This window comes from Levilactobacillus andaensis, from assembly GCF_016861695.1.
In the GTDB taxonomy this organism is placed as follows: Bacteria; Bacillota; Bacilli; order Lactobacillales; family Lactobacillaceae; genus Levilactobacillus; species Levilactobacillus andaensis.
Genome location: NZ_BOLP01000018.1, coordinates 40,898 through 67,364, shown reverse-complemented (window position 1 = coordinate 67,364; position 26,467 = coordinate 40,898). Strand labels below are relative to the sequence as shown.

Annotated in this window: 23 protein-coding genes; 16 read left to right on the top strand and 7 right to left on the bottom strand. The window is 50.6% G+C overall.

Translation table 11 applies throughout. From position 1 onward, the window contains the following. The 6 genes from JUF10_RS11990 to JUF10_RS11965 form a co-directional block, all read left to right on the top strand. A partial coding sequence (locus tag JUF10_RS11990; RefSeq protein ID WP_203642677.1) for a hypothetical protein occupies positions 1–231 on the top strand: 231 nt, incomplete at its 5' end. Then, positions 161–1,618, top strand: a complete 1,458-nt coding sequence (locus JUF10_RS11985; RefSeq protein ID WP_236008224.1) for a collagen binding domain-containing protein — start codon at positions 161–163, stop codon at positions 1,616–1,618. The genes JUF10_RS11990 and JUF10_RS11985, both read left to right, overlap by 71 nt. 296 nt (positions 1,619–1,914) lie before the next feature. Next, positions 1,915–2,751, top strand: a complete 837-nt coding sequence (locus JUF10_RS11980) for an alpha/beta fold hydrolase (protein ID WP_203642675.1) — start codon at positions 1,915–1,917, stop codon at positions 2,749–2,751. A 444-nt stretch (positions 2,752–3,195) separates the two neighbouring features. Next, positions 3,196–4,989 (top strand): heavy metal translocating P-type ATPase, encoded by a 1,794-nt coding sequence (locus JUF10_RS11975; RefSeq protein WP_203642674.1) that lies wholly within the window; start codon positions 3,196–3,198, stop codon positions 4,987–4,989. Positions 4,990–5,481: 492 nt separating this feature from the next. After that, positions 5,482–7,017, top strand: a complete 1,536-nt coding sequence (locus JUF10_RS11970; protein WP_203642673.1) for a multicopper oxidase family protein — start codon at positions 5,482–5,484, stop codon at positions 7,015–7,017. A 673-nt stretch (positions 7,018–7,690) separates the two neighbouring features. Further along, positions 7,691–8,224: a hypothetical protein gene (locus tag JUF10_RS11965; RefSeq protein ID WP_203642669.1), complete on the top strand. Its 534-nt coding sequence runs from the start codon at positions 7,691–7,693 to the stop codon at positions 8,222–8,224. A 69-nt stretch (positions 8,225–8,293) separates the two neighbouring features. Here JUF10_RS11965 and JUF10_RS11960 read toward each other — a convergent pair whose 3' ends face one another. After that, positions 8,294–8,632, bottom strand: coding sequence for an ArsR/SmtB family transcription factor (locus tag JUF10_RS11960; protein ID WP_203642667.1), 339 nt, complete (start codon positions 8,630–8,632; stop codon positions 8,294–8,296). Between the two features lie 70 nt (positions 8,633–8,702). Between JUF10_RS11960 and JUF10_RS11955 the strand changes: the two genes are divergently transcribed. After that, complete coding sequence (locus tag JUF10_RS11955; protein WP_203642665.1) at positions 8,703–9,308, top strand: CadD family cadmium resistance transporter; 606 nt, start codon at positions 8,703–8,705, stop codon at positions 9,306–9,308. 44 nt (positions 9,309–9,352) lie between these two features. Here the strand turns inward: JUF10_RS11955 and JUF10_RS11950 are convergent, their stop codons facing one another. Beyond that, a complete protein-coding gene (locus JUF10_RS11950; protein WP_203642657.1) occupies positions 9,353–10,384 on the bottom strand; it encodes a YeiH family protein in 1,032 nt (343 codons plus the stop codon). 145 nt (positions 10,385–10,529) lie between these two features. On the opposite strand from JUF10_RS11950, the gene JUF10_RS11945 reads away from it, so the two are divergent. Both JUF10_RS11945 and JUF10_RS11940 read left to right on the top strand, forming a co-directional pair. Then, on the top strand, positions 10,530–11,405 hold the full coding sequence (locus JUF10_RS11945; protein ID WP_203642656.1) for a LysR family transcriptional regulator: 876 nt from the start codon (positions 10,530–10,532) through the stop codon (positions 11,403–11,405). A gap of 223 nt (positions 11,406–11,628) precedes the next feature. Next, positions 11,629–12,828 carry an MFS transporter gene (locus JUF10_RS11940; protein WP_203642655.1) on the top strand — a complete coding sequence of 400 codons (1,200 nt, stop codon included), beginning with the start codon at positions 11,629–11,631 and terminating at the stop codon, positions 12,826–12,828. Between the two features lie 72 nt (positions 12,829–12,900). On the opposite strand, the gene JUF10_RS11935 is transcribed toward JUF10_RS11940, so the two are convergent. Further along, entirely contained in the window at positions 12,901–13,296 is a 396-nt protein-coding gene (locus JUF10_RS11935; protein ID WP_203642654.1) for a ribbon-helix-helix domain-containing protein, read from the bottom strand. Positions 13,297–14,425: 1,129 nt separating this feature from the next. Between JUF10_RS11935 and JUF10_RS11930 the strand changes: the two genes are divergently transcribed. From JUF10_RS11930 to JUF10_RS11920, 3 genes are all read left to right on the top strand, one after another. Then, a complete protein-coding gene (locus JUF10_RS11930) occupies positions 14,426–15,286 on the top strand; it encodes an AraC family transcriptional regulator (RefSeq protein WP_203642653.1) in 861 nt (286 codons plus the stop codon). A gap of 132 nt (positions 15,287–15,418) precedes the next feature. Then, positions 15,419–17,050: an ABC-F family ATP-binding cassette domain-containing protein gene (locus JUF10_RS11925; protein WP_203642652.1), complete on the top strand. Its 1,632-nt coding sequence runs from the start codon at positions 15,419–15,421 to the stop codon at positions 17,048–17,050. Between the two features lie 759 nt (positions 17,051–17,809). Then, complete coding sequence (locus tag JUF10_RS11920; RefSeq protein WP_203642644.1) at positions 17,810–18,094, top strand: type II toxin-antitoxin system RelB/DinJ family antitoxin; 285 nt, start codon at positions 17,810–17,812, stop codon at positions 18,092–18,094. A 79-nt stretch (positions 18,095–18,173) separates the two neighbouring features. On the opposite strand, the gene JUF10_RS11915 is transcribed toward JUF10_RS11920, so the two are convergent. From JUF10_RS11915 to JUF10_RS11905, 3 genes are all read right to left on the bottom strand, one after another. Continuing rightward, entirely contained in the window at positions 18,174–18,761 is a 588-nt protein-coding gene (locus JUF10_RS11915) for a hypothetical protein (protein WP_203642642.1), read from the bottom strand. 117 nt (positions 18,762–18,878) lie between these two features. Continuing rightward, positions 18,879–19,823, bottom strand: coding sequence for a DMT family transporter (locus JUF10_RS11910; protein ID WP_203642640.1), 945 nt, complete (start codon positions 19,821–19,823; stop codon positions 18,879–18,881). A gap of 156 nt (positions 19,824–19,979) precedes the next feature. Next, positions 19,980–20,921 carry a nucleoside hydrolase gene (locus tag JUF10_RS11905; RefSeq protein ID WP_203642638.1) on the bottom strand — a complete coding sequence of 314 codons (942 nt, stop codon included), beginning with the start codon at positions 20,919–20,921 and terminating at the stop codon, positions 19,980–19,982. Positions 20,922–21,105: 184 nt separating this feature from the next. On the opposite strand from JUF10_RS11905, the gene JUF10_RS11900 reads away from it, so the two are divergent. After that, positions 21,106–21,324, top strand: coding sequence for a hypothetical protein (locus JUF10_RS11900; RefSeq protein ID WP_203642636.1), 219 nt, complete (start codon positions 21,106–21,108; stop codon positions 21,322–21,324). Between the two features lie 110 nt (positions 21,325–21,434). Beyond that, positions 21,435–22,217 carry an alpha/beta fold hydrolase gene (locus tag JUF10_RS11895; protein WP_203642634.1) on the top strand — a complete coding sequence of 261 codons (783 nt, stop codon included), beginning with the start codon at positions 21,435–21,437 and terminating at the stop codon, positions 22,215–22,217. Positions 22,218–22,288: 71 nt separating this feature from the next. Here the strand turns inward: JUF10_RS11895 and JUF10_RS11890 are convergent, their stop codons facing one another. Continuing rightward, a complete protein-coding gene (locus JUF10_RS11890; RefSeq protein ID WP_203642632.1) occupies positions 22,289–23,242 on the bottom strand; it encodes a sugar-binding transcriptional regulator in 954 nt (317 codons plus the stop codon). 955 nt (positions 23,243–24,197) lie between these two features. On the opposite strand from JUF10_RS11890, the gene JUF10_RS11885 reads away from it, so the two are divergent. Beyond that, a complete protein-coding gene (locus JUF10_RS11885; RefSeq protein ID WP_203642629.1) occupies positions 24,198–25,340 on the top strand; it encodes an NAD(P)-dependent malic enzyme in 1,143 nt (380 codons plus the stop codon). Between the two features lie 27 nt (positions 25,341–25,367). Then, a complete protein-coding gene (locus JUF10_RS11880) occupies positions 25,368–26,348 on the top strand; it encodes an AEC family transporter (RefSeq protein ID WP_203642627.1) in 981 nt (326 codons plus the stop codon). The last annotated feature ends 119 nt before the right edge of the window (positions 26,349–26,467 follow it).

Genomic DNA, 26,467 nt, shown 5'->3' with positions numbered 1-26,467 from the left:
TTCAAAAAAGAGGCCCAATTCGAAAATGAATTGAACCTCTCAAATTCCCCTCATCAACACCCGTTGACAAAGAGCCTAAAAAACTTTCAAATTCGATTGCCAAGTCAAACAACTAACGGGTATAATTTGGGAGTAGAAAAGGTTACAGGAGGGGATTTTTTTGAAGAAGAACAGTCAAGTCTGGAAACTACTAATCGGACTAGTAAGTTTAGTTATGTTGCTGGTCATTAGCACGGTTCCAGTGAAGGCGGCGACCAATCATAGTGGCGCCGAATTTACCACATCGGCTAAGGTCACGAACGGCCCTGATTTCAAGCATGCCGATACCATTGATATTCAGTATAAGCTAGACTTTGGGAGTACGCCCATTCATAACGGGGATACGATCACGTTGGACTTACCAGCTAATCTGAAGGCCAAGACGCCCGGGGACACGTTTGACGTGCTCGACACGGACGGCACCGTCATTGGGAAGGCTGTTGTGAGCGATGGCAAAGTCGTGATGACGATGAACGCCGCCCTCGAAGGCAAGACCAATGATAAGCTGACAGTCAATCTGGCGACCAAGTATCGCGGCGAAGACTCTGGCGAGAAGGATGTTATTTTTGACCTGAAAGATAACCAGACCAGTACTTCGGTCATCAACATGGTGACTAACGAAGCCAACTTGTCGAAAAAGGGTGTCTTACAGGACGACGGTACTATTAAATGGACCATCTTGGTCAACCGGCAAGAAATCACCATGAAGAACTTGGAAATTTCCGACACAATCGGCGACTACCAAGAAATGATCCACGGCGTCACCGTCAGCAACGCTCACTGGGTGGACACCACGAATTACAAGCGCGAAAAGCCAGCTATGACGGAAGACGATTACAAAATTACATACAGCGACCAAGGGTTCACGTTGAAATTCAACGACACGGTCAGCAATTTAGTCACGATCGATTACTACACCAAGGTGACCGACACGTCCTTGATCGACTCCGGCTACAAATTTAAGAATAAAGCCATCATGACTTGGGGTGGCGGGGCCTCCGGTGGTAAGCATTCCGAAGAAGCCAACGGGAAAGTTTCCTCATCAAACGGCAACGGTGCCGTTGGTGGCGGTGACAACAACGAAGGCAACGGTAACGAGAACAATGGTGGTAACGAAGGTAACGGCGGCAACGAGAACAATGGTGGCAACGAAGGCAACGGTAACGAGAACAACGGCGGTAATGAAGGTAACGGTAACAACGGCAACAACGGTGGCGACACGGACGGCGTCGAAACTTCCGAAGAGGAAGAGGACGACACGACTGGGACTATCGACGTTGACGGTGGGACCGAAACCGATGCCGAAGAAGCAGCCCGCGAAGATAAAGAGGGCGAAAGCTTAACCAACCAAGCCGAAAAGAAACCAGCGAAGAAGGCTAAGGCTAAAAAGTCTCAGGTCAAGGCAGCTAAAGTTTCTGGTGTGACGGCAACGGAACACCCTGGCAAGACCACGACTAAGGGCAAAACTAACACGAAGTTGCCGCAAACTGGCGACCGCGTTAACGGCGTAGCGGTCTTGAGTGGGAGCATTGTGCTGATGATCTTAGGTTCAGCAGCTGTCATTCGGCGTCATTTTTAAAATTTAACTTGAAATAATGAAGCGTTCGATTGCTGTGTTTAGGCGATTGAGCGCTTTTTGTTAAGGTCATGAGTTGGAAAAATTAGCGCCGAGCAGGATTGCCTGATTTTCACAAGTAACAATTAATGAAAATTGTTACCATGTGTGGTAGACTCAGTTCAGTTACAAAAGAGACAATTAGTTACTAAAAATAACCGACTGATAAAGGTCGACCAAGTGACTTCCGCTATCAACTATTAAATAATTCCCCTAAGGGCAAGGGCTACAGACACTTTGCTAGAAAGGACTCCTTCTAAATGACTGCATACATTGATGTTCCAACTAAAACCATTGTGACGCCGGAAAATAAAAAATTTGCTTACCGCGAGATTGGCGCGCCTGCCGATGTCCCGGTAATTGGGCTGATTCACTTGTCAGGTAATCTCGATAATTGGGATCCAACCGTTATCGATGGTCTTGCCAAAGAACACCGACTGATTCTGCCAGATTATCAGGGTGTTGGTGGTTCGGGTGGTCAAGCGGCAACGAGCATTCAAGGGATGGCCCAGGAAATTCGCGAGTTCATCCATGCACTGGGTCTCAAACAAGTCGACCTATTTGGCTTTTCAATGGGTGGTTTCGTGGCCCAAGAGGTGATCAACCAGGAGCCAACCTTGATTCGGCGGGCACTGTTGACGGGGACGGGTCCTCGTGGGGGAAAGGGAATCAGCGATGTGACCAAGATTTCCGATCAGTCCTTGGTCAAAGCGCTGGTCACGTTCACTGATATCAAGACGTATCTCTTTTTCACCCGGACCGCCAATGGTAAGCAAAAGGCTGCAGAATTTTTGAAGCGCATCAAGGCCCGGAAGACGAATCGTGACCGGTCAATCGGTTGGGGGGCTTATCGTACCCAACTGAAGGCCATTAATAAATGGGGGGCAGAAACGCCGATTAATTTCTCCAAGCTGGAGATCCCGGTCTTGGTCGCAAACGGCGATAGTGATGCCATGGTACCGACAAGACCGAATAGTCATGACCTGGCTAAGGCCTTTCCCAACAGCTCACTCGTTATTTATCCAGATGCCGGTCATGCGGGTGTCTTCCAATTCCACGATGAGTTTGTCAAAGAAGCCAACCAGTTTTTGAGATAGGCACGACTACTGTAAATTTAGAAAGACCCCTCTGAGACGGATAATCCGCTCGAGGGGTCTTTCTTGTAATTATCTGAAGGTTGAAAGATGAATTGTCAGTTTCAGCCCAGTATTAGTACGGGTTGATACCGCTAAATTAGTGTAAATTGGTTGCACTGCGGCTGCCAGGGATTCCGCCTGCTGTGGGGACGCTTCAGCCTGGAAGGGCACCAGTCTTCTCGCTCGCTTTTAAGCCGCGAAAACCACGCGTCTTAAAAGTCGCCCATGGTCTAGGTTAGCAAAGAATTGTACGGCACTTCAGAACGCCAGCCAACGTGGCCCTAAATAATCAAGCAGCGATACTAAAATGTGAAAAGTGTCATAAGCTTTGGTATACTCAACTTAAGACAAACGAGTGACAATGGTCGCCCGCGACTAAATAGGGGTTTCCGAGGAGGAGATTTCATGCAGCAATTACGAGAGTATAAACGTTTCTGGTTCGTTATTGTTTTGGGGGCCATTGCGTTATGGCTTCAGTTCGTCAATCATCAGGCCGGTTGGGCCCAGATTTTAGTGACTGTTCTGGGGGTTTTCCTGGCACTGTTAATGTTTATTGACATGGTTAAAACGTTGCGGTCCGGTAAATTTGGTGTCGATCTGTTGGCGATTACCGCGGTAATTGCCACCTTGGCCGTGAGCGAATACTGGGCGGCACTGATCGTTTTACTGATGTTGACCGGGGGCGATGCGCTGGAAGACTTTGCGGCTCGGCGTGCCAATAGTGAATTACAGGAACTCTTGAACAATTCGCCACAATCGGCGCACCGTGCCGTGGGCGATGACATCACGGACGTTGCCATCAATGAAGTCGTTGTTGGAGACCGGTTACTGGTCCGGCCCGGCGAGGTCATGCCCGTCGATGGCACCTTATTGACGGGACCGACCACGGTCAACGAGTCTTCACTGACCGGTGAAGCGCGGCCCATCGACAAGCGGGCCGGCGAGACGGTCATGTCTGGGAGTGTTAACGGGGAAGCCTCCGTTTATTTGCAGGCGGACCAAACGGCCGACAACAGTCAGTACCAAAATATTGTGCGGCTGGTCAAGCAAGCGGAGTCGCAACCGGCGAAGTTTGTGCGGATGGCCGACCGGTACGCGGTGCCATTTACCTTGCTGGCGTACGTGATCGCGGGTATCGCTTGGGGCTTCTCCGGCGACCCCGTTCGTTTTGCGGAAGTTCTCGTGGTGGCCTCACCCTGCCCGCTGATTTTGGCGGCGCCCATCGCGCTGATTTCTGGGATGAGTCGGGCTAGTCGAAACGGCATCATCGTGAAGACCGGGACCACGCTAGAAAAATTGGCGCAGGTCAAGACGTTTGCATTTGATAAGACTGGGACGATTACCCAAGGAAAATTGGTGGTCGACCAGATTGTTCCCGTGACGGCAATTCCGAAAGAAGAGTTATTGCAGCTGGCAGCGAGTGCTGAGCAGCACTCCGGTCACGTGTTGGCGCAGTCCTTAGTGGCCGCCACGACCGAAAAATTACTGCCGGCGACCGACGTTAACGAAACCACGGCGCAAGGGGTACAGGCCACCATTGATGGTCAGACTGTGCGGGCCGGTAAGGCGGAGTTCGTCACGGATGAGTCAATCGACAAGGCCAATCAGACGGCGGTCTACGTGTCGGCGGCGGGCATCTATCAAGGGTACGTGAGCTTCAGTGATAAATTGCGGCCGGAAGCCAAGACGACCATGGCCGACTTGCATCGCTTGGGCGTCCACAATTTAGTCATGATCTCCGGGGACCGCAAGCCCATTGCCAAGCAGATTGCCGCCGAAGTGGGCATCGACCAAGTGCATGCGGAATGTTTACCAGCAGATAAAATCAACGTACTAGCCGAATTACCGGCCGACCAACGGCCAGTGGCCATGGTCGGTGACGGCATCAATGATGCCCCATCGTTAGCAACGGCTGATGTGGGCATTGCCATGGGCGCTCACGGGGCAACGGCGGCCAGTGAATCGGCCGACGCCGTGGTGCTCAAGGACGACCTGACGCGGGTCAGTGCAGCGCGAGATATTGCGCAGTGGACCATGCGGATTGCCCGGCAAGCGGTGCTGATCGGAATCATTATCTGTACGGTCTTGATGGTGATTGCCAGCTTCGGGGTCATTCCGGCGATCATCGGGGCCGTGTTCCAGGAAGTGGTGGATACGGTGACGATTCTCTACGCCCTCCGTGCCCGCACCGACCGGTAGCTTTGATGGTTTGAACTTCCCCGCAGGCCGCCTCCGAATTTTCAGGCGGCCACACTGTGGGGAACGGCCAGAGCCTGAAAGGCGGTCTCTGGCCTCGTCTTGAAGCCCCGCTATGATGCGCGAGTCTTCAAGACGTCCCGTGTTGTAAGCCAGCTTAGAAACGCTGACTAACAACACCGACACAGTGTTCTGCCTGAAATTCTCCGGCTGGGAAAGTTTAAACCATCGCTACCAATCGGGTTTTCTTTCTCCTGTTGTTTTTTCATTTTAAAATTTCATTGTGATTGGCTGGAACGTTGGCCAATCTTTTTTTGTTTCAGGTTGTTTCAGTGTGACGTGTTCCAAGCTTGTTTCAGCTCTCGATTTTGTTTCATCTACGGTCCAAATAAAATCTTGATGAGTCATTTCCTCCGTTTGGCTGAATGCGGTATCATGATGGTGTAAGTAACACGGCCGATTGGTGACCAAATAAATTGTGGAGGAGTCTACAGGATGACAAAATCAATTTACACGGATTATTTCTTTGATGAAGCGGCGTTCAACACGCACGACGGGGGCTATGTTCCGCTAGAGGAACCGGATATTCCCGAACAACCTTTGCGGGTGCCACCGCTGTTGAAGCCGGATAAAGAGACGGCGACGGATACATATTACACGGTCGAGGCACAGGCTGGGGAGACCCAACTGTTACCCGGGAAGAAGACCAAAACGTGGGGCTACAACGGCACGCTGTTGAGCCAAACCATGGTCTTTGCCAAGGGGAAGACCATGCACATCGACTTGAAAAATAGTTTGCCAGAACTGACCACGTTCCATTGGCACGGCTTGAACGTTCCCGGTCCTTATACCGATGGTGGGTGCCACGCGCCAGTTTATCCTGGCGAGACGAAACACATCGACTTTAAGGTCGACCAACCGGCAGCTTTGTTGTGGTTGCACGCTCATCCGTGCCCATCAACTGCCGAACAGGTGTGGCACGGCCTGGCGGGAACGGTCATTGTAACTGACGAACAAGAGGCTAAATTGCCATTCCCTAGAAACTATGGGGTTGACGACATTCCGTTGGTCTTGCAAGACCGGCGTTTCCACGAGGATAACCAGTGGGATTACAATGCCGACTACGATCCAGATGGCGTTCAGGGTCCAACGGCAATGATCAATGGGACCATCAACCCGTACTTTGACGTCACGACCCAACGGCTCCGCTTGCGAATCTTGGACGGGGCAAACCGGCGCGAATGGCGGCTACATTTCAGTAATGACCTGCCATTTACGCAAATCGCTTCCGATGGGGGCGTCATGCCGGAACCCGTTGAATTCACGCACCTCATGTTGACCTGCGCGGAACGGGCGGAAATTATCGTCGACTTTGGTAGCGTCAAACCGGGTCAGACGGTCACACTGTACAGTGACGATGTACCGTTGGTTCGTTTCAGAATCCACGACTACCAGCGTGAAGACGTCACGTTGCCCGCACACCTCGTGGACATTCCAGATCCAGAGGTGACGCCAGAAACGCCAGTGAGAAAAGTCGTCATGTCCGGCATGGACGAACAAGTAATGATCGACGGTAAAAAATTTGAAATGCAACGGATCGATGCCCGGCAAAAGGTCGGTAACGTTGAGTTGTGGGACGTGACGAACACCAATGACATGGGGTCCGGCATGGTTCACCCGTTCCATATGCACGGCACGCAATTCCTAGTCGTTTCGCGGAATGGCAAGGCACCGTACCCGAACGAACACGGCTTCAAGGACACGGTCGGCGTGAACCCCGGTGAAACGGTTCGCATCAAAGTCTGGTTCGAACATACCGGTGTTTACATGTACCATTGCCACATCATCGAACACGAAGATGGCGGCATGATGGCCCAAATCGAAGCGTACGACCCAGACCATCCAAAGACCTATAAGCTGATGGATATGGATACCCTGATGAATGCTGTTGCCAAGGAACGCGGCATCGACGTCAAGGACCTCCATCTGGCCGGGATGAGTTCGTATGAGAAGATGGGAATGAAGATGTAAGAGTGCGGAGCGAGCCGTTTAGACTCTGAGCATTAGTGGGAAAAGGACCCTTAGTCGGCAAAGCCGGCTAAGGGTCCTTTTCATACTAAGCGCAGGAGTCTGGCTCGCGGAGCACGTTTCGGAAGCCGCCAGAATTGGGATGGAATGGCGAGAACAAATTCGACGGTTTCAGACAAGCTGACCATTAACAGCGGGTCATTGGTGAAATGGGGTTAAGCGCAGGGACCTGGCTCGCGGAGCACGTTTCGGAGGCTGCCAGGATAGGGATGTAGTGGCGAGAAACAATCCCTGTAGCAGATTAAAGCAAAATGTAATGTAGTGGGAAAAGGACCCTTAGTCGGCAAAGCCGGCTAAGGGTCCTTTTCATACTAAGCGCAGGAGTCTGGCTCGCTCCGCACGTTTCGGAAGCCGCCGGGATTGGGGTAGAATGGCGAGAACAAATTCAACGCTCTCGGACAATACGACCATTAACAGCGGGTCATTGGTGAAATGGGGTTAAGCGCAGGGACCTGGCTCGCTCCGCACGTTTCGGAGAAAGCTACAGTCAAGACAGAACGCCATACAACTTTTATATAAATCGAGATTGATTCAGGGTGAAATATTGAATATGAGAAATAATTGATACATAATATATTGTGTGATTAAAATATAATTTTTTTTCAGGAGGAGAACTATGAAATTGAGACGTAGTGGGATGTTACTACTTTTGGTTCTGTCACTAGTTTTAGGCTTAGGAATGGCTTCAACTTCATCAAACCAAACGGCGTATGCCAAAGCTAAATACACGATGAAAACATTTCCTAAAAGTATTCGGGGAACCTGGTACAGTTATCAGTACCACAAAATGTATCGCATTAAAATTACCTCTAAGAAGATTACAGGAAGCGACTTTACCAATCGACTGCATTCGCGGAAGGTGACGGCCTATCCAAAGCAAAGCGCCAAGGTTAAGCATCCATCTTGGGTAACAGCTGGAATGATGACGGTAAATCATGAACATTGGGTCAACGTCATGGGGTGGTATCAAAGTGCAGGCGCCGGTGATGATTATCGGCAAGTTACTCATAAGATTGGTGGCAGTCAACACAGTATTTTACAGATGGCTGGTGGTGCTGGCTTATGGACTTACGCGCACGGTTATCACAGTAAGCACCTTGCCAAAAAATATGCGAACCACTATTTTAAGGGCGAGAGAAAAAACGGCTAAGTTAGATTTCAGTACTTAAATTTACAGCAACCAAAAAAGGCGGCCCCGGAATAACTTCCGAGCCGTCTTTTAATGACCGTGCGTTTTGCCACGCAGCACATGGTCCACGTGAGCCAGTGTTTCGTTGACGATGTCCAAGATATGCGGATCGTCCAGCTGATAAATGCTCTGTTTGCCCACGCGATTGGCCGTGACCAGCTGTTCCTTTTTCAGGAGGGCCAACTGGTGTGAAACGACCGACTGTTCCACCTGTAATAGGTCGCTGAGCTCACTAACGTTGAGTTCACGTTGTTCCAGCAGGTAGAGAATCTGTAAGCGGGTGGTGTTGCTGAGCAACTTAAAGATGTCTTGGGAGGCGTCTAGCGCCGGTTTTTGAATGAGTTTGACTAAATCTGGTGAATCCGCCATTTGGGGGTTGCTCCTTTCATATGAACATGTTAACATATGTTATGGATAACATACATAGGGAGGTGGGCGCATGTTAAAGACGATTTTAACGGGAGTCACGGCCTACATTTCAACTGGCCTCGACTACCTAGTTATTTTAATGGTAATCTTCGGTCGCGTAAAGCACCAAGACCGCTGGGTGGTCCTAATCGGGGACTTTTTAGGAACTATCGTGTTGGTCGGCAGTTCGCTCGCAATCGCGTTCTTCTTGGGTTTCGTGCCCGCGCCGTGGTTGTTGGGGCTGCTAGGCCTGATTCCGATTTATTTAGGGATTAAATTATGGGTTCAGGGTGACGATGACGACCAGGACGCCATTGCCGGCAAGGTGAGCGATCCCAAGAGCCTCATCATCAGCGTTGCTTTGATCACGATGGCCACGTGTGGGGCGGATAACGTCGGCATTTACGTGCCCCTGTTTACCACGGTTGCCCCCAGCAGCATCCCGTTGATCTTACTGACGTTTGCTGTGATGGTCGTGATTTTCTGGGAATTGGGCTATCGCCTCGCGTGCTTGCCAAAGGTGGCGGATGTCTTGGAAAAGCAGGGACGTTACATTACCGTCGCCGTTTATATTTTGATTGGGTTATACATCATCTGGGACAATGGGACGATTCAACATTTACTGCAATTAGGGTAAGCAAAAAGGTCTGTGACAACTCGTCACAGACCTTTTCTATAGGTTTAGAAGAATAATTTACTAGCAATCGTCACCCCGGTCATCAGGACCACGGAAGACAGGGTTGCGGCGAGAAAGGCATTGCCACCCCGCTGAAAAATGACGCGGAAGTTGACGCTCATGCCTAAGGCGGCCATGGCCATACCGAGGAAGATGTAGGCCAATTTGACCAATCCAGCCAATGCGGCGGTTCCAAGTGGCAGCCAAGTGCCAATCACGCTGGTCAACAGGAAGCCGGCCATGAACCAAGGAATCGGCAACTTCGCGCGACCTTCTGATGCAGAAGCCGTGGTCGTCTGGCGTTGGTACCACCAGCCGATGATCAACGCGGCGGGGGCTAACAAGAGGACCCGGGAGAGCTTGGTGATGATGGCCGTGTCCAAACTGACCGGACCACCCGCGCTACCAGCCGCAACGGCGTGCGCGATTTCGTGGAGTGAGCCCCCGGTCATGACACCGAACTGGACTGCCGTTAAATGCAAGAGGGGTTTCAGGCCAATTTCAATCAGGGTGAAGACCGTCCCTAAGATGGCAACGATGGCAACGGCCAATACTTCATTTTCCCGTTGACGTTCGGCCTTTTCCGGGCTGACCTTGATCTGTGGTGAGACGCCCATCACGGCAGCGGCACCACAGATGCTGGTCCCGGTAGCCGTCAAGATGGCGAGATCACGTTCGACCCCTAATTTACGGCTCAGGTTGTAGGTCAGAAGAATCATCCCGGTAACCACGACGGCGGCTAGGGTAATCGTTTTGACCCCAGCTTGGGCCAATTGAATCAGGTTTAACTTGAATCCTAAAAGAATAATCCCTAATCGCAAAAATTTATTACTAATAAAACCAATACCTGCGCGGTTGGCGTTGATTGCCCGCGGCGCCAACTGAAATGCCATGCCGAGTAGTAAGGCGATGACTAAGGCACCCACCAAGTTTAAATAAGGCAGTTGAGCTAGTTCGCTCCCGGCGACCGCACAAATCAAGGTCAGGACGGCTGCGCCCCAGAAACTCCGAGTGACCACCGTTGTCCGAATATCCAAATCAATCTCCTCCTCAAAGTAAAAGGTGTCGTTATGCAGTGCGGCACCAAAAATCAATAGCCTTAGTTTACCTGAAATGGATTATAAGTTAAAATTGGTATATTTAATAACGTCATAAATTTTTCTTATTAAGGAGACCATACAGATGTTAGATGCCCGTTACCACACGTTTTATGTCCTTTCGCAGACCAAGTCCTACACGCAAACGGCGCAACAATTATTCATCACGCAACCCGCCGTTTCACAGCAGATCAAAGGGTTAGAGGCCGAACTGGGCGTGCAATTAGTCCGTTACCAGCGGCCACAACTGGCGATTACTCCGGCCGGTGTGGAGCTGGCGGCGTTTATTCAGCGGATTCAGGTCCAGTCGGATAAGCTGGTGGGGGAGCTCCGCCATCCGCAAGCACCGCAGCAGGTCACGTTTAGCACGACCCTGTCGCTGAGCGAATTTTTAGCGCCCCAATTGATTCAGCGGTTACAGGCGACCTATCGGCAAATCAGGTGCCAGGTGACCAATACCCAGGCGGCGTTGACGGCCATCGACGAAGGCACCAGCGACTTTGCGTTGATCGAGGGCAATTTCGATAAATCGCGCTACGACTATGAAATTGTGCGGCAGGAGCCATTTGTGGCGGTGGTCGCTGCCGACCAACCGTTGGCGCAACAGGAGACGGTGGATTGGGCGGACCTCACGACGTTGCCGCTGATTGTCAGGGAAGAGGGGTCGGGCAGCCGTGAAATTCTGGTGAACCTAGCCCAGGCGGCCAACGTGACGTTAGCGGAGTTTCCACAACTCCTGACGGTCAACAATCCGGCGGCCATTCGCCAACTCTTACTGCGCGGCGTGGGGGTCAGCTTCCTCTACCGGTCGGTGGTCGCCGATGAATTGGCGGCGGGCACGCTGAAGGTCCTCCACTTGCCAGCAGGTCACCTCCGCCACGACTTGGATTTAGTTTATGCCCGGGATAGCTTTTATGCGGATGATTATCGGCAGTGGGCAAAGGAACTGCGTGGAATGTAACCTGACTGACTGGAATTTAATGAACGACAAGTAAGGAAAGGGACAATTGGGCTGATGAACCATCTCTATTTGTCGTCCATTTTTTTATTCATTTTATGTTCTCCACAACGCGGACATTTTAGAACTCCTATAAATTATTGAGCATAGAATTAGACAAATACCATTAAATATTGTTAGAATGGTAACATTGCTGTTAAAAATCTATGAGAAGGGGTGAGCCATCGTGACGAAAAAAACGAAACGGGCCATTTTTATCTTAATCTTTAGTGAATTTTTAGTGTGTTTGGGAATTAGTTTGATCATTCCCGTCATGCCATTCTTGAAAACCGAGCTGCATCTGTCAGCGACCGATATGGGGATTATGAACGCCCTGTTTGCCTTCGCTCAATTCGTGGCGTCACCCCTCATCGGGCGACTGTCCGATAAGATTGGCCGGAAGCCGGTTCTGACCGCTGGGTTGATCCTGTACATGGTCTCCGAAGTCCTCTTCGCGCTGACCAACTACCTGTGGGTCTTCGACATTTCCCGGTTGATCGGTGGGCTGTCCGCCGCCATGGTCGTGCCAACCGCCATGGCCTTGGCCTCCGACATTACCACTAAGCGGCAACGAGCCAGAGTCATCGGCTGGTTGTCCGCCGCATTTAGTGGGGGCTTAATCTTAGGCCCTGGTATCGGGGGTATCTTAGCCGGTATCAGCTACAAGACGCCGTTCTGGGTTGCTGGGGCACTGGGCTTGATCAGTGCCGTGGTCCTCATCGTGCTCTTGCCAAATGATGCCGAAGAGAACCGCATTGTGGAGGGTGAATCGGCCGAAGACGCCAAGCCAGCCGCGCATCCAATGACGCGGGCATTCTGGACGGTGCCGATTATCATTCTGTTTACCATGATTCTGGTCTCCTCATTTGGCCTGCAAGGGTTCGAAAGTATCTACAGTATCTACGTCAACGAGGTCTTCCACTTTAGTCTAAGTAACATTGCCTTGGTGCTGACCTTAAACGGATTGATTTCGCTGTTCCTGCAGGTCGCCATGTTCGACACCTTAGTCAGCAAGTTCGGGGAACGACGCGTCATTCGCATCTGTTTCTTCCTGGCCGCCATCTGTACGATTTGGATTACGCAGGCGCACACCAAGCTAGAAGTCATGATTGCCACGTTGGTTATCTTCTCCGCGTTTGACCTCTTGCGGCCAGCAATTACAACGTTGCTGACGAAGGCTAGTGAGGCCAACCAAGGCCTGATCAACGGGTTGAACATGTCATTGACCAGTGTCGGGAACATCATCGGGCCCATCATGTCCGGGATGCTGTTGGACTGGAATACGCACTACCCTTACATGGTCGTGGCTGTGTTCCTCATCGTGTCCTACCTGATGGCGTTTATGTTGAAACGACCGGATACGATGCAAAAACAATCAGTAGAATAGAAAATTTGAAAATGTGTGTAAAGAAAAGGGCCTGTGGCGGTTGTTGTCACGGGTCCTTTTGTACGTTTACTTTCACTTATAATGTGCAACAACATCGGGACTGGCTTCAAGCTTCCCGAAAACGGTGATTGCCTTAAGCGTGGCGAATAAACTAGCCGTGTTTTTCACGCCGAGAAGGTTGAGCTTGCCCACAACGAGTAGTCGACTGCGTTCGCCGTCCTTCAGTCGTTTAAGAATATCGGCATCCGTGAAGGCGTAGCTCCCAATCAGCGTTTCAAGCGAATTACTGTGGGCCGCTGGTTGCATGGTGTCCTGAATGACGGCTTGATTTTCCTCGAGCTCTCTGCGAATGGCTTCGTGCAGGAAGTCCGTGCGGGAGGTAAACGCGCCTTGTTTGACGAGCAAATCAATGTAGCCGACGTCGACCGGCGAAAGATTAGCGGAGATTTTTGACTGCGACTCATTCATACAATCAGACCCCTTTGAAATGGAATACCCCGAGCATACGACCGGCGTCTGGAAAAGTAAATGGATAATTAGGTCGCCTAGCAAACAAAAAACAGCCAGACACGAAGTCTAGCTGCTCCCCCCAAAAGCCCTCGATGGCCATGTGATGCAGTGATAACCGGGTACGGATTCAAGCTGACCTTCTTCCCCCAAAGAAGACAGGAACCCAGGCACGGCGGCAATCAGATTAGTTGGAAGTGATCGGTCATTCAGTCGATCCCCCAATCGGCTAAACCGTTGCGGGTCAAATAAATCAAGTTAGGTGGCGGGTTACGGCCCCGCCAGCCTAAGGTTGTTGGACACACCGATAACTTCCCCAAGTTGCGGTATGCCAACGAGGACGGTCAATAGTGGATTGATGAGTAACGCGTTAAGGGTTGAATCCTTTCGCACCCATCCGGATGTTACAAGTACATTATATCGGGGATGACGTAATTCAATAATCCCTTAATCTAATGATTGGATTACTAAATTTAACCATGTTGGGGCCAGACGTGGTATGCTATTAACAAATAAGTAAATGAATTGGTCTAGCTGATTTTTTGTAAGTGGTTAGTCGGAAAGTGGGGAGTTACTTGAAAACGCTATCTGACGGGCGTTGGTTATGGGGAAGACGTGCTCAGTGACGGGACTCAGGGACACTATTTTGTTTGGTTGTGACGTAGCCAGATGACTAGGAAAATGGTGGCTGAATCGGCGGCACGGGAGCTTTAAATGTATATGTGGGTGATTTTGGTAAGCGAGTTACTTTTTTTAACTATTTTTCGACCAGATTGTGAGCCGTTATCAAAGGGTAGATTGGAATTGTCCGTTATACTTGGATAATTCGTACTCATAGGATTAACACATTGATGGGTTAAGCAATTGCCGTATAAAGGACGCTATCTGAGCCGGAGAATGGCAGGGATGTAGCTAGCCTTGGAAATAGTAGCGAGCGAGAAGACTGGTGATCTTCCAGGCTGAAGCGTCCCCACAGCAGGCGGAATCCCTGCCAGCCGCAGTGCGGCAAAATTTAATCCATTTATCATAGTAAGAAAATGTATGCGTTAACAACCGTTTAGCGTAGACAAATTTACGAGGGGGAACTGATATGCCACGGCCGTATCATGAACGATTGAATTTTATGACGGAACTACCATTACGTGTGATCTCGCACGGCACGGTGGGACCGAAGATGGTCTTGCCACATTGGCATCAAGCCGTCGAGCTGGCGTACGCCTTTAAGGGCCGCCCGGGTACTGTCCACATTGGGGGCTCGACCTATGAAATGGCCGAGCAGCATCTGTACGTGGTCAACTCGGAAGTGGTCCATAGCTACGAGACCTTTTTGGATGAAGAGAATCAAGTGGTGACGTTACTTCTGCCGGCGGCCTGGGTCCGCAACGTGGTGGCCAGCGAGCAACTGCCTGTCTGGGGGCCATTAGACTTGGACCTGCGCGCTGAGCCTTATCACGAGTTGGGCGAGTTTGTCCGGACCTTGGCGACCAACGCCGTTACCGAACCCACTGAACAGGCGGACTATCTGGCAAGCCTGGGGGCCGAGTATCAGTTGGTCGGCCAACTCCTGAAACATTTGACCGTCAATGGCCGCGTCACTAGCGACCAGTTGCCATTGCCACATTCACTGCGCCAGGCCGTCACGATGATTCAGGAAAACTACAGTCAGCCGGTCTCCATTGCGGATATGGCTGCCGAATTGAACTATTCTAGCGTGTACTTTTCCCGCTACTTCAAGGAATACATGGGGGTCTCGCCCAAGGCTTATTTGGGGCAGATCCGGCTCGAACGGGCGACCCAGCTGTTGATGACGTCGCAGGATTCTATCCAGAAGATTGCGCTGCGGACCGGGTTTCGTACGGAAAAAAACTTCTTTGTGACCTTTAAGCAGCATTTTCAGATGACACCGAAGACGTATCGCGAACGTTATGCGGCCCAACAGACCTGGTCGTAGCGTAAACGTTGCTTGTTCTGTTTTTTTATGGTACACTACCCTAACATGTCAACTAACGAATATAAGTAGAAACCAACGTTGCCGTGACTTGACACGTTGGTTTTTTACGCGAAAAACAGGAGGGTATCGTTCATGTTAACCGTCAATAATGTCAGTATGCAGTTCTCCGACCGGAAGCTCTACGACGAAGTTAATCTCAAGTTCACCCCAGGAAACTGCTACGGGGTCATTGGCGCTAACGGCGCTGGGAAGTCAACGTTCCTTAAGATCATTGAAGGCAAATTAAAGCCAACATCTGGGAACGTCTCCATGGGTCCTAACGAGCGGATGTCCAGCTTGAATCAAGATCACTTTGCCTTTGAAGACAACTTGGTCATGGATACGGTCATCCAGGGACACAAGAAGTTATACGATATCATGACCGAAAAGAACGCCATTTACATGAAGGCCGACTTTAGCGACGCAGATGGGATTCGGGCCGCTGAACTGGAAGGCGAATTTGGTGAAATGGGCGGTTGGGAAGCCGAAGCCGAAGCGAGCCAAATGTTACAAGCCTTAGGCATCGACGAATCACTCCATCAAGTACCCATGAGTGAATTGACCGAACCACAAAAGGTGAAGGTACTGTTGGGCCAAGCCTTGTTTGGTCACCCCGATGTCCTGCTCTTGGACGAACCGACCAACGGGTTGGACGTCCAATCCATTAGCTGGCTGGAAAACTTTTTGGCCGACTACGAAAACACCGTCATCGTGGTTTCCCATGACCGGCATTTCTTGAACCAGGTCTGCACGCACATGTGTGATGTCGACTTTGGTAAGATTACGCTGTTCGTTGGGAACTATGACTTCTGGATGGAATCTAGCGAATTGGCTGCCCAATTGAAGGCTAACGCCAATGCCAAGAAGGCCGACCAGATCAAGCAACTCCAAGAATTCGTGGCGCGATTCAGTGCCAACGCGTCGAAGTCCAAGCAGGCCACGTCGCGGAAGAAGCAACTAGAAAAAATCACGTTGGACGACATCAAGCCATCTTCCCGGAAGTACCCCTTCATCAAGTTCAATCCAGAACGCGAATTGGGGAACGACTTGGTGCGCCTGGAGCACGTCTCCAAGGCCATCGATGGCGTGACGATTTTAGACGACGTCAGCATGACGTTACGGCCAGGCGAAAAGGTTGCCTTTATCAGCCGCAATGACGTGACGACCACGACTTTGATGCGGGTCATTTCCGGTGAACTCGAACCAGATAGTGGGAACGTGGTCTGGGGGCAAACGACCAGCACGACCTACCTGCCAAAGAACGTCAACGACTACTTTGCCGAAAACCAGATGACGGTGATCGACTGGTTACGTCAATTTGCATCCAAGGAAGAAAGCGACAACACCTTCCTGCGAGGCTTCTTAGGGAAGATGCTCTTCTCTGGTGACGACGTGAACCGTGAAGTCGACGTGATGTCCGGGGGCGAAAAGGTCCGCGCGATGCTTTCCAAGATGATGTTGAGTAAGGCCAACGTGCTGTTACTCGATGACCCAACCAATCACTTGGACTTGGAATCTATCACGGCGTTGAACGACAGTCTTGTCGGGTTTAGCGGTAGCATTCTCTTCACCTCACATGACCACGAATTCATTCAAACGATTGCCAACCGGATCATCGAAGTGACGCCTAAGGGCATCGTCGATCGAGCTGACACGACTTATGACGAATTCTTGGGCCACAAAGAGGTTCAAGAACAAGTTGCGGCGCTGTACGACGCTGAATAATCAATTGTACGATTAGTAACGACATTGTTTTTCTTTGCCAATTGAGGTGAGGGAGAGCGATGTCGTTTTTTGGTAGCTGACGGGGTTTGCTATGAATTTCAGCACTGCGGCTCCCATGGATTTCGCCTGCTGTGGGGACGCTTCAGCCTGGGAAAAACACCAGTCTTCTCGCTCGATTTGAAGCCTCGAAGTACACGAGTCTTCAAAGTCGCCCATGGTGTAGGCTAGCAAAGACGCCAGCCTACACCATGGGCGACTGCATTCCTGGCCTCCTCCGGCTTCTGATTGTGTTCGATTATAACAGTCGTTAAAGACCGCGTGCCCCCCTTAAATTTTCTGGCCCGACTGATAACGAGTTTTACGCACATCTTCCTAGTCGCCAAGAGATGCCAGTGTAAGCCGAGAGGTCGCCAGATATGGGCTCAGGCGCGTCGTTCTGCTTAGTTAGTGGGTGGTTTTCTCACTGGCTTAGCAGAAGACCAACCTTGTAGACTCGGATCTTTCGAGGCTTCAAGTTGCGTCCGCACCGTTCCAGCCCATATCTGGCGGTCGGTAAGGCGAAGACAACACTGGGTTGCCACTTGGTATACCGCAATCAAACAAGCCTCCGAATTTTACCCCTGGTTGCCATTTGGACGGGAAAAGATTCAACATCTTAATTGCCAGAATGCCTAAAACGATAAGGGTTGTCTTGCCCTATGAGGCCATGCTATGGTTGGGTTGCAGGTGAAGGATAGGGTTTGATGAAGGAGACTAATCATGAAAAATGCGAATGATTCAGCTAATCAATCGGAGCACCTAGACATTACCATTGACGCGGACCTCAAACGGGATGTGACCGCGGTTTACCAACAGTACGGGATGAGTCTGACCACGGCGATCCATTTATTTCTCCAGCAGTCGGTGACCGACCACGACTTGCCGTTTGACCTCGAACTCAGTAAGGAACAACTACAGGCCGAACTCGCGCGCGAGAAGGCGACCGGCGATACCAAGTCATTGGCAGCGGTCGAGGCGTTGTGGCAGGACTGGAAGGAACTTTAAGTTTAGACAAAATGAAAGGCAATCCGCGAACCGAGGGAAGTTGGTTTGCGGGTTGCCTTTTTTACATAGTTGTGAAGCCTTATCTAGCTAACTTAGAAGCGAAGATAAGGACCCAAATAAATGTGGTGAAGGTGGTCAAAATTAAGGTGAGTCCAAACACGGTGCTACCGAAAGGGGTAGTCAACAGGCAACCGATGCCAACAATGAGTGTGAGTCTAGCGGCCAACAGGTTGACCCTTTTTTGACTTTTCCGGTTCAATTGAATGATTGAGCTGAGTCGAACACCAACAATAGGGTTTTTAGGAACGTAAGCAGTTAGTAAAGCCAGTCCAATAAAAATAAGACCAACATACACTTGATGGGTGATTAGAATTTTGGGTGTGAACAGCTGTGGATAAGCAATCAGGATCATCGTAAGGATGGAAAAGAAGCTAAACAGGTCTTGGGGAAGACGGTCCCTTAACTGAGGGAAAAGGTGGTCAATAATCGTCGAAATTCCTAAAATCATAGCAAATAAGATTGTGAAGATGATAAGGACCGAATCTTTAGTATAACTGAAATTTTCAGTCAGTAATCGGGTTTGTTTCAGCCAAGCAATCACTAATAGGATGCCACTAAGCAGTTGAATGATCCGTAGATTGATGGGTTTAGGTAGTGGGATAATCATAGTCAGCGCTTCTTTTCGTCATTCGAGATTTAGCTCAGTATAGAAGCGAGACAGCTACTTTTCAATCACGACACATTTGAACGGTAAGCCCGATTTACTTACCTGAGCATAATTCAATCAGAACAAACGAATCAGAACAACGCCACCAACCAATAAGAATAGTCCTAAAAACTGTACGGCGACAACCGGTTTACGGTTAGCTCCCAGCAGGCCAAATTGATCGACCAACAGGCCCCCAGCAATTTGACCTAGCAGCGCAAAGACCACGGTTTGACCGGTTCCTAGAATTGGGGCGAGATAGGCGGTTCCCAGAACAAAAATACCACCTAAGGCACCACCGATCCAAATCCACCAGGGTTTGCCGTGGCCGGTAGCGAGACGAATGGCACTGAAGCTTCGATGGACGAGGATGACAATCACGAATAGGCAAAGTGTACCGACTAAAAATGAAATGAAGGCGGCGTGGACCGCGGAATTTAACGCGAGTCCCAGACGACCGTTAATCGTTGTTTGAATCGCACCAAGTGCACCTGTGATGACCCCCAGTAACCGCCAGGGCCAGGGATTACCATGAGTAAGTGTGGGATTGCTAGTGGGTGCCGCGCGGCGTTGAATAATTTCGGGGAGAGCAACGGTCACAGTGATCCCAATCAGGGCAATCAATAGGCCTAGCAGTCGAATGGGCGTCAATGCCTGTTGTGGTGAGTGAAACCAGCCGAAATTGTCAATAATTAGGCCCATGATGACCTGGCCCAGGATCGGCATAATGGCCGTCTGAATTGCGCCGATGTGGGGAAAGAGGAGAATGTTGGTGGTCAAAAAGATGACACCCAGCAGACCACCGATCCAGATCCACCACGGCTGGGTGGCAAGTAGATGCTGAGAAACGCCCAGCGGCTGGCGGCTGAGCAAGAGAATAGCCGCTAAAAAGAGGGTACCCACGGTAAATGAAACAAATGATGCCTGGTACGGGGACCCGATGAAGCCCCGTAGCCGTGAGTTGATAGCGGTTTGAAAGGATATAATAATTCCGATAATGAGGGCAAAGGCGATAGGTGCCACAGATGAGACCTCCTTGGTTGATAGATATTGTGGTGTGTGAATAAGACTATCATAACGATACAAGGGCGACTAAATCAAGTTGATGCGCCAGAGTTCTATTTTGGAGTTTAGGGTGAAGAAAAGGAGTGGCGGTTAGCCACTCCTTTTCTATGTCATTTAGTTATCCGCTAAAATAGCGAGTTCATCGATTCGTTTGAAGAAGGCATCATGGTCAACCGTGGTGACCAGCGTTACGGGGCGACCATCGGGAATTTCAAAAGTTCGGCCGCGACCGGGACCAGTGGTTAAGACGTCACTGGTGACTTCTTTGGTCGTGACGACCTCTGGGGAGTCGCTGGCGACGGTTGCCAGAACGTCCCACAGGAAGTAGGTCGAGTTGGTTTCGAAATGTTGGAGAGCAGGGACTAACGCATAGCCTTGGCCAATGAAGTCAATGGCTGGATGTTGCCGCTGTAAGGCCCAATGTTGACGAATTGCGGGCGTCAATGGCACTTGGCGGGTACTTTCCAAGCCCACCATTTGAATGGCAATGTCGCTGTCCCAGACCGTCTTAACGGCTTGGGGATCCCAGAAGGCATTCCATTCGGTCGTGCCGTCCTGTTCGGGTTCGGCGACGTTGCCGCGACCGTCGAAGGTGCCACCCATCCAATAGAGCTTGTCGATTTTTTTCGTGATGGTTGGGTCGACTTCCAGTGCCCGGGCCAAGTCCGTCAAAGGCCCCGTCATGACCAGTGTCGTCTTGCCCGCAGTTTCTTGAACCTTGTCGATCAGGTCAAGATGGGCGGGCTTGGAAGCGACCGGCGTGTTGACGGTGCCAGCCTCATTTAAAATGGGAAGGGCGTCAAGACTAAAGGCATCTAACCGCCACTCCTTAGGGAACGGATGGACCCCACGGGAATTAGACGCCGCAACGTTCAATTGCACGCCGTGACCGAACCGGTCGATAATCTTACGGCTCGCGGCTAGAGCAGGTTCCAGGTAGGAATCGGCGCCGACCACGCCGACCCCGGTCAGGGTGACATCTGGCATTTGTAGTAATAACAGTAAGGAAACTAAATCGTCGACGCTACCGTCGTGGTTAAAATAGACATTTCGCATGGCTTTAATCTCTCCTCTTATTACGAACATTATAAAATGAATCCGTTCGATAGTTCTTATATTAACGAAGTGACTAACGGAATGCAAGGGGTCAATTGAACGATTTTAGCCGGGGTTAAGAAAACTTTCGTATACTGGTTAACAGATTAATGAGCCATTCATTAATGGAGAGGATGACTAAACGATGAAATCAGTAAAGCAAGGATCTAAAAAGTGGCTAGGTGTTTTAGCCGCAGGCGTTATTCTATTTGCCGGGGGTGGCGGAACGGGCTACATGCTCGGTCAACAGCAAGCCAAGTCGGCCCAGACCACGCAGATGAAAAAGGGACCGGCTGGTATGAGTGGCCGCCCATCTGGTAAGCCAAGTGGAACGCCGGGTCAAAGTAGCAGTAGTAGCAATTAGCGAACATTGAATAGTTTTACCTAAACTCACTCCTGTCAGGCACCATCGGGTTGACCCCCACGTCAGTTAGCCGTAAACTAAGTGACAATTTGAAAAAGGGGAGTCGACGGATGGAGTTTAAAACAAATGATGGTGTGACCATAAGCTATGACGATGAGGGGACGGGCACGCCCATTGTCATTCTGACTGGGATCGGCGGCAGTCGCGTCATCTGGGCGGCCCAGGTATCCTGCCTAGTTGCGGCTGGCTACCGGGTCATCAACATTGACGCCCGTAACCAGGGGGCTTCCGCACACACGATTTACGGTCGGCGAATCACGCGGCACGCCATGGATGTGGCGGAGTTAATGGATCAGCTCGACTTGAGCCAGGTCATTCTATTGGGTAATTCACTGGGCGCCGCCACCTTCTTCGCCTATCTTTCCCTATTTGGCGAGCAACGGGTCAAGGCCGTCATCGACGTTGATCAGAGTCCGAAGATGGTAGCGGAGGACGGCTGGTCATATGGGTTTAAGGACCTGACGTGGGCGACCTTCCCGGACCTGCTGACGGCGCCACTGGGGAAATCCACCGCGGGGCCCATCGACGATGCCGTTTACGCGCAAGTCAAGGCAGCTAACGCGGCGCACCCGTACGATGCGGCGTTGAATGTGCCGTTATTGATCGACCACGCTGCTCAGGATTGGCGTGATGTCTTGCTACATTTGCATGCGCCATTCCTCATCGTGGCCGGTCAAGAATCGCCGTACTTTAACAGTGACTTCGCGGCAGTCAGCGCGGGGATGGCCCACAACGGCACGGCAAAGGTAGTGCCACATGCTGGTCACGTGGTCATGGCGGAACAACCAGCGGCATTTAACCAAATTTTATTGGACTTTTTACAGACGATTTAAGTGGATTTAAAAAGGCATCAGATGAGTTTCCCAAACTAAGGGGAAGTCAGCTGATGCCTTTTCGTATGTGTTTAAACTTCTTTAGCAGCTGTCAAAATGCGTTGGGCGATGCCTTCATCGATGACGAGGTCCGTCAACAATTTTCCTCGCAAGGCGCCGAGTGCGGCGTAAGTCTTAAACTTGCTCTTGATGACGGCAAAGCGGCGGGGCGTTGCCAATACTTCGTCGAGCGAGATGCCGACGACGGTGTCCTTCTCCGGAGTCAGGAAGTTTCCCTGAATGTCGTAGGGCCGGCCAAACAGCATCCCAGCAATCTGGCTAGTGTCGACGCCAGGGAAAATCTGCGCCTTGGCCGCCTTCCAGACGGGAATCGAGTCAATCGAGGCAATTGTTCCGATACCGCAGAATAGCATGTCCATTCGCGAGGCAATTGCCATGGTCCGTTGCAGGGCGGGCTCTTGTGGCAGTAAATCGTGGACCGTTTGGTTGGTCACGTATAGGGGTGCCGGTAGTGTCACGTAGTCGGCCTCAAAGCGTGAGGCGGCGTGTTCAACCATTCGGGTGGAGCCAGCGCGTGAGTTGTATTTCATATTCTCACCGACGAACTGCGTGAAGGTCAGGTCCTCTTGGAGCTCTGATTTGAAATGATCGATGATGGTGTGGACCGTGCTGCCCCAAGCGAGGCCGACCACGTGACTCTCGGTGATCAGCTGTTCGATGCGTTCTGCAGCGTAAACGACGATGTTGCCCGCGTTCGTATCGGAATTGCCGTCGCCACGCAGAATGGCAACGTGCGGGATGTCGAATGCTTTTTTAAATTCCGTTTCTAATTGGAAATTTCGCGCAACGGGTGCATTGATCTGAATGGAAACAATGCCGGCTTTGAGCGCCTCATCGAGGTCCTTGGTGATGAGGTAGCGGCTCAGATTGTATTTTTTCGCAATATCCGAGATGGGCAGGCTACCATAGTAGTAATCCTGGGCAATCAAAACGAGCAGTTCCTCGTGGGTCAAGTTCTTTTCCATACTGCAGTCCTCCGCTGGGTTTAGGTTTTGAATTAAAAGTTTAGTTGTAAAAATTTGTGAGCTGGTCCGCGCTGCGGTGGTCAGGGATTCCGCCTGCTGTGGGGAACGCTTCAGCCTGGAAAACCACCAGTCTTCTCGCTCGCTTTGAAGCCATGAAGATCACATGTCTTCAAAGTCGCCCATCGTGGGAGCTTGCAGCTCCCGCGATTACCACGGCTGGCTACATCCCTGACCGCCTCCGGCTCTGATTAGTGTCTGTTATGACATAAGGTGTAAATCATAGCAATCTTTACCTGCAACTGGCTGATAAAAATTCTGCCAATCATTATCTGTGCTGCCATGGCGCACTAGCGTCAGCCGAGAGGTCGGCAAATATGGGCTCAGGCGCGTCGTTCTGCTTAGTCAGTGGGTGGTTTTCCCGCTGGCTTAGTAGAAGGCCAACCTTTAAGACTCGGTTTTTTCGAGGCTTAAAGTTGTGCCCGCACCGTTCCAGCCCATATCTGCCGGCCGGTAAGGCGAAAGTAACACGAGGTTGCCAATTGGCAATGTCATATCAAAATCAAGTATACCATTTTAGCAATTAACCTGGCGTGTGAGTTCTACCGGCTCAAATGCCCTGGTTGGGGAGGTAAAGGAACTAAAGCGGGTGTTTCGGGCGCCGCGAATCAGGCAGACAAGCATAATTTAGCTGGACAGCTTATGGGCTGGCCGGCTGATTGACGTCAAAGCCGGTGAAAAGGTGGCTAATATAGAAATAATCTGTAAAATAGGCAATTACATTTAAAATGGGTTGATACTATTTTAACATTTAAAACAGTTCTTTTTAAATATATCAAAAAATAAAATAAAAATTTGCAAAATTTAAAATCTGCGAGTAAGATAGGACTTGTTAAAAGTTACACGAACTATTTAGCAAGTTGAATTTAGATATTAGAAACGGAAAGGAATGAACTTAATGGACAAGGATGAAATTGTTGAGCTCCATGAGGAAAATACGGGGGTGCTTGAGATTGGCGCCGAAATGGACGTTAAGAACAAGTCCGATCTGGGGAAGGCCTATACGCCGGGGGTTGCTCAAATCTCTAAGGCCATTGAACATGATCCCGAATTAAAGGACAAGTTGACGATGAGCGGTAAGTTAGTCGCTGTCGTCACCGATGGGTCAGCCGTCTTGGGCTTAGGCAACATTGGCCCCGCTGGTGGGTTACCCGTTGTTGAAGGCAAAGCACTTCTATATAAGGACTTAGCTGGAGTCAACGCGTTACCACTCGCCGTAAACCAAGTTCCAGTGGACGACTTCGTCAAATCCATCAAGAACATCTCCCTCTCATTTGCTGGGATTCACTTGGAAGACATCGCCGCACCCCGTTGCTTTGAAATTGAAGAAAAGCTGGCCGCCCAGTTAGACATTCCGGTCTACCATGACGACCAAGAGGGGACGGCCATCGTCGTTCTCGCCGGGTTGATCAACGCTGCCAAGGTCGTTAACAAGCCATTACAAGACTTGAAGATCGTGATGAACGGTGTCGGTGCTTCTGGCGTGGCTACTGCGAAATTGCTCAACGGTGTTGGCATCAAGCACATCACCTTGGTCGATATCGACGGGGTCGTTAAGCCCGATTCAGCTAACTACAATGCCTACCAAACCGGTTTGGCTAAGGAAATTGGCTTAAACGTGACTGGTGACACCTTAGATGATGTCATTGATGGTCAGGATGTCTTCATCGGCTTGTCCGACGCTGACGTGCTCTCCGCTGACCAAGTGAAGCGCATGGCCGCTGACCCAATCATCTTTGCCTTGGCTAACCCGAAGCCGGAAATCAATCCGCAAGTCGCTGCCGAAGCCGGTGCTAAGGTCATTGCCACGGGTTCTAGCCAATATGCCAACCAAGTCAACAACATCTTGGTCTTCCCTGGATTGTTCAAGGGATTGCTCAGAAGCGGCTTGAAACGCGTGGACCTCGACATCGAAGCCACCGCTGCTAAAGCCCTTGCCAGTCTCGTTGATCAACCAACGGCCGACCGAATTGTGCCGGGCGTCTTCGATGAGGGTGTTGTCGCAACTGTTACAAAAGCCATCATGGCTGCCGCAAAATAATTTGTTGATAAAGGAAGTTTTAGTCTTATGAATGTTTTCTTGACGTCAATTCAGAGTGTCCTGGCAATCGTCCTCATGATTGCTGTGGGTTACTACGGCCAACAAAAGGGTTGGTTCGATGAAAAATTCTCCGGCTCACTGTCAAAATTAATTATGAAGATTTCACTGCCAGCTTCAATCTTTATGGCAATGATGAAGTTCTTCAACCCTACGAAATTAGCAACGTTGTCAACTGGGGTCATCTACACGATCATTTCCATTCTGGTCGGTTACCTGGTTGCCTGGGCCTTCGTGCGGGTCGTTAAAGTTCCTCGCGGTCGTCGTGGGTTAATGATGACGGCGATCAACGGGGCCAACACCGTGTTCATTGGGATGCCTTTGAACGTTGCCTTGTTTGGCCAAATCTCCGTTCCTTACCTGCTGACGTATTACATCGTCAACACGGTTATTATTTGGACGTTGGGTGTTTGGGTAATTGCTGGGGATGACCCGACAATTGACCGCGACGGTGGCAACAAGGCCAGCTTTGACTGGCATCACTTGATTCCAACGCCACTCTGGGGTTTCATTATCTCTTTGCCATTCATTTACATTCCAGGTTGGGAAAACGGCCTGATGAAATTGACCTTCGCTACCACGGCCTTGACCGACATTGGTGCGCTGGTAACGCCGCTATCATTGATCTACATTGGGATTATGCTGAAGCGCTTTGGGATTCTCAACATGCGCTTTGACGGTAACGTCATCTGCACCTTACTTGGTCGTTTCGTGGTTTCTCCAATCATCATGGCCATCATCATCTTTGCTGGGATGCACGTCGGTGTCCACATGGGCAGCGTGTTCCAACAAACGTTGATCATCCAAGCTGCAACGCCATCCTTGGCCGTGCTGCCAATCTTGGCTAACACGTACCATAGCGATGTGAAGTTTGCGACGAACATCGTGGTTTCTACGTCCGTTCTCTTCATCGTCGTTGTGCCTATTATCATGGTGCTACAGAACCTCTAATTTCCGTCCCCGCCAGCCTTCGACTACTGTTGTGATTGGTGTTGACATAACGAATGTGACTCTTCTCGTTGTGTCTGATGTGACGGGCGTTGTGAGTAGTCGGTGTGAATCGACATATC

Coding starts and splice junctions, on each gene's coding strand:
- JUF10_RS11980 (WP_203642675.1), top strand. CDS start 1,915: ATGACTGCATACATTGATGTTCCAACTAAAACCATTGTGACGCCGGAA.
- JUF10_RS11975 (WP_203642674.1), top strand. CDS start 3,196: ATGCAGCAATTACGAGAGTATAAACGTTTCTGGTTCGTTATTGTTTTG.
- JUF10_RS11970 (WP_203642673.1), top strand. CDS start 5,482: ATGACAAAATCAATTTACACGGATTATTTCTTTGATGAAGCGGCGTTC.
- JUF10_RS11965 (WP_203642669.1), top strand. CDS start 7,691: ATGAAATTGAGACGTAGTGGGATGTTACTACTTTTGGTTCTGTCACTA.
- JUF10_RS11960 (WP_203642667.1), bottom strand. CDS start 8,632: ATGGCGGATTCACCAGATTTAGTCAAACTCATTCAAAAACCGGCGCTA.
- JUF10_RS11955 (WP_203642665.1), top strand. CDS start 8,703: ATGTTAAAGACGATTTTAACGGGAGTCACGGCCTACATTTCAACTGGC.
- JUF10_RS11945 (WP_203642656.1), top strand. CDS start 10,530: ATGTTAGATGCCCGTTACCACACGTTTTATGTCCTTTCGCAGACCAAG.
- JUF10_RS11935 (WP_203642654.1), bottom strand. CDS start 13,296: ATGAATGAGTCGCAGTCAAAAATCTCCGCTAATCTTTCGCCGGTCGAC.
- JUF10_RS11930 (WP_203642653.1), top strand. CDS start 14,426: ATGCCACGGCCGTATCATGAACGATTGAATTTTATGACGGAACTACCA.
- JUF10_RS11925 (WP_203642652.1), top strand. CDS start 15,419: ATGTTAACCGTCAATAATGTCAGTATGCAGTTCTCCGACCGGAAGCTC.
- JUF10_RS11920 (WP_203642644.1), top strand. CDS start 17,810: ATGAAAAATGCGAATGATTCAGCTAATCAATCGGAGCACCTAGACATT.
- JUF10_RS11915 (WP_203642642.1), bottom strand. CDS start 18,761: ATGATTATCCCACTACCTAAACCCATCAATCTACGGATCATTCAACTG.
- JUF10_RS11905 (WP_203642638.1), bottom strand. CDS start 20,921: ATGCGAAATGTCTATTTTAACCACGACGGTAGCGTCGACGATTTAGTT.
- JUF10_RS11900 (WP_203642636.1), top strand. CDS start 21,106: ATGAAATCAGTAAAGCAAGGATCTAAAAAGTGGCTAGGTGTTTTAGCC.
- JUF10_RS11895 (WP_203642634.1), top strand. CDS start 21,435: ATGGAGTTTAAAACAAATGATGGTGTGACCATAAGCTATGACGATGAG.
- JUF10_RS11890 (WP_203642632.1), bottom strand. CDS start 23,242: ATGGAAAAGAACTTGACCCACGAGGAACTGCTCGTTTTGATTGCCCAG.
- JUF10_RS11885 (WP_203642629.1), top strand. CDS start 24,198: ATGGACAAGGATGAAATTGTTGAGCTCCATGAGGAAAATACGGGGGTG.
- JUF10_RS11880 (WP_203642627.1), top strand. CDS start 25,368: ATGAATGTTTTCTTGACGTCAATTCAGAGTGTCCTGGCAATCGTCCTC.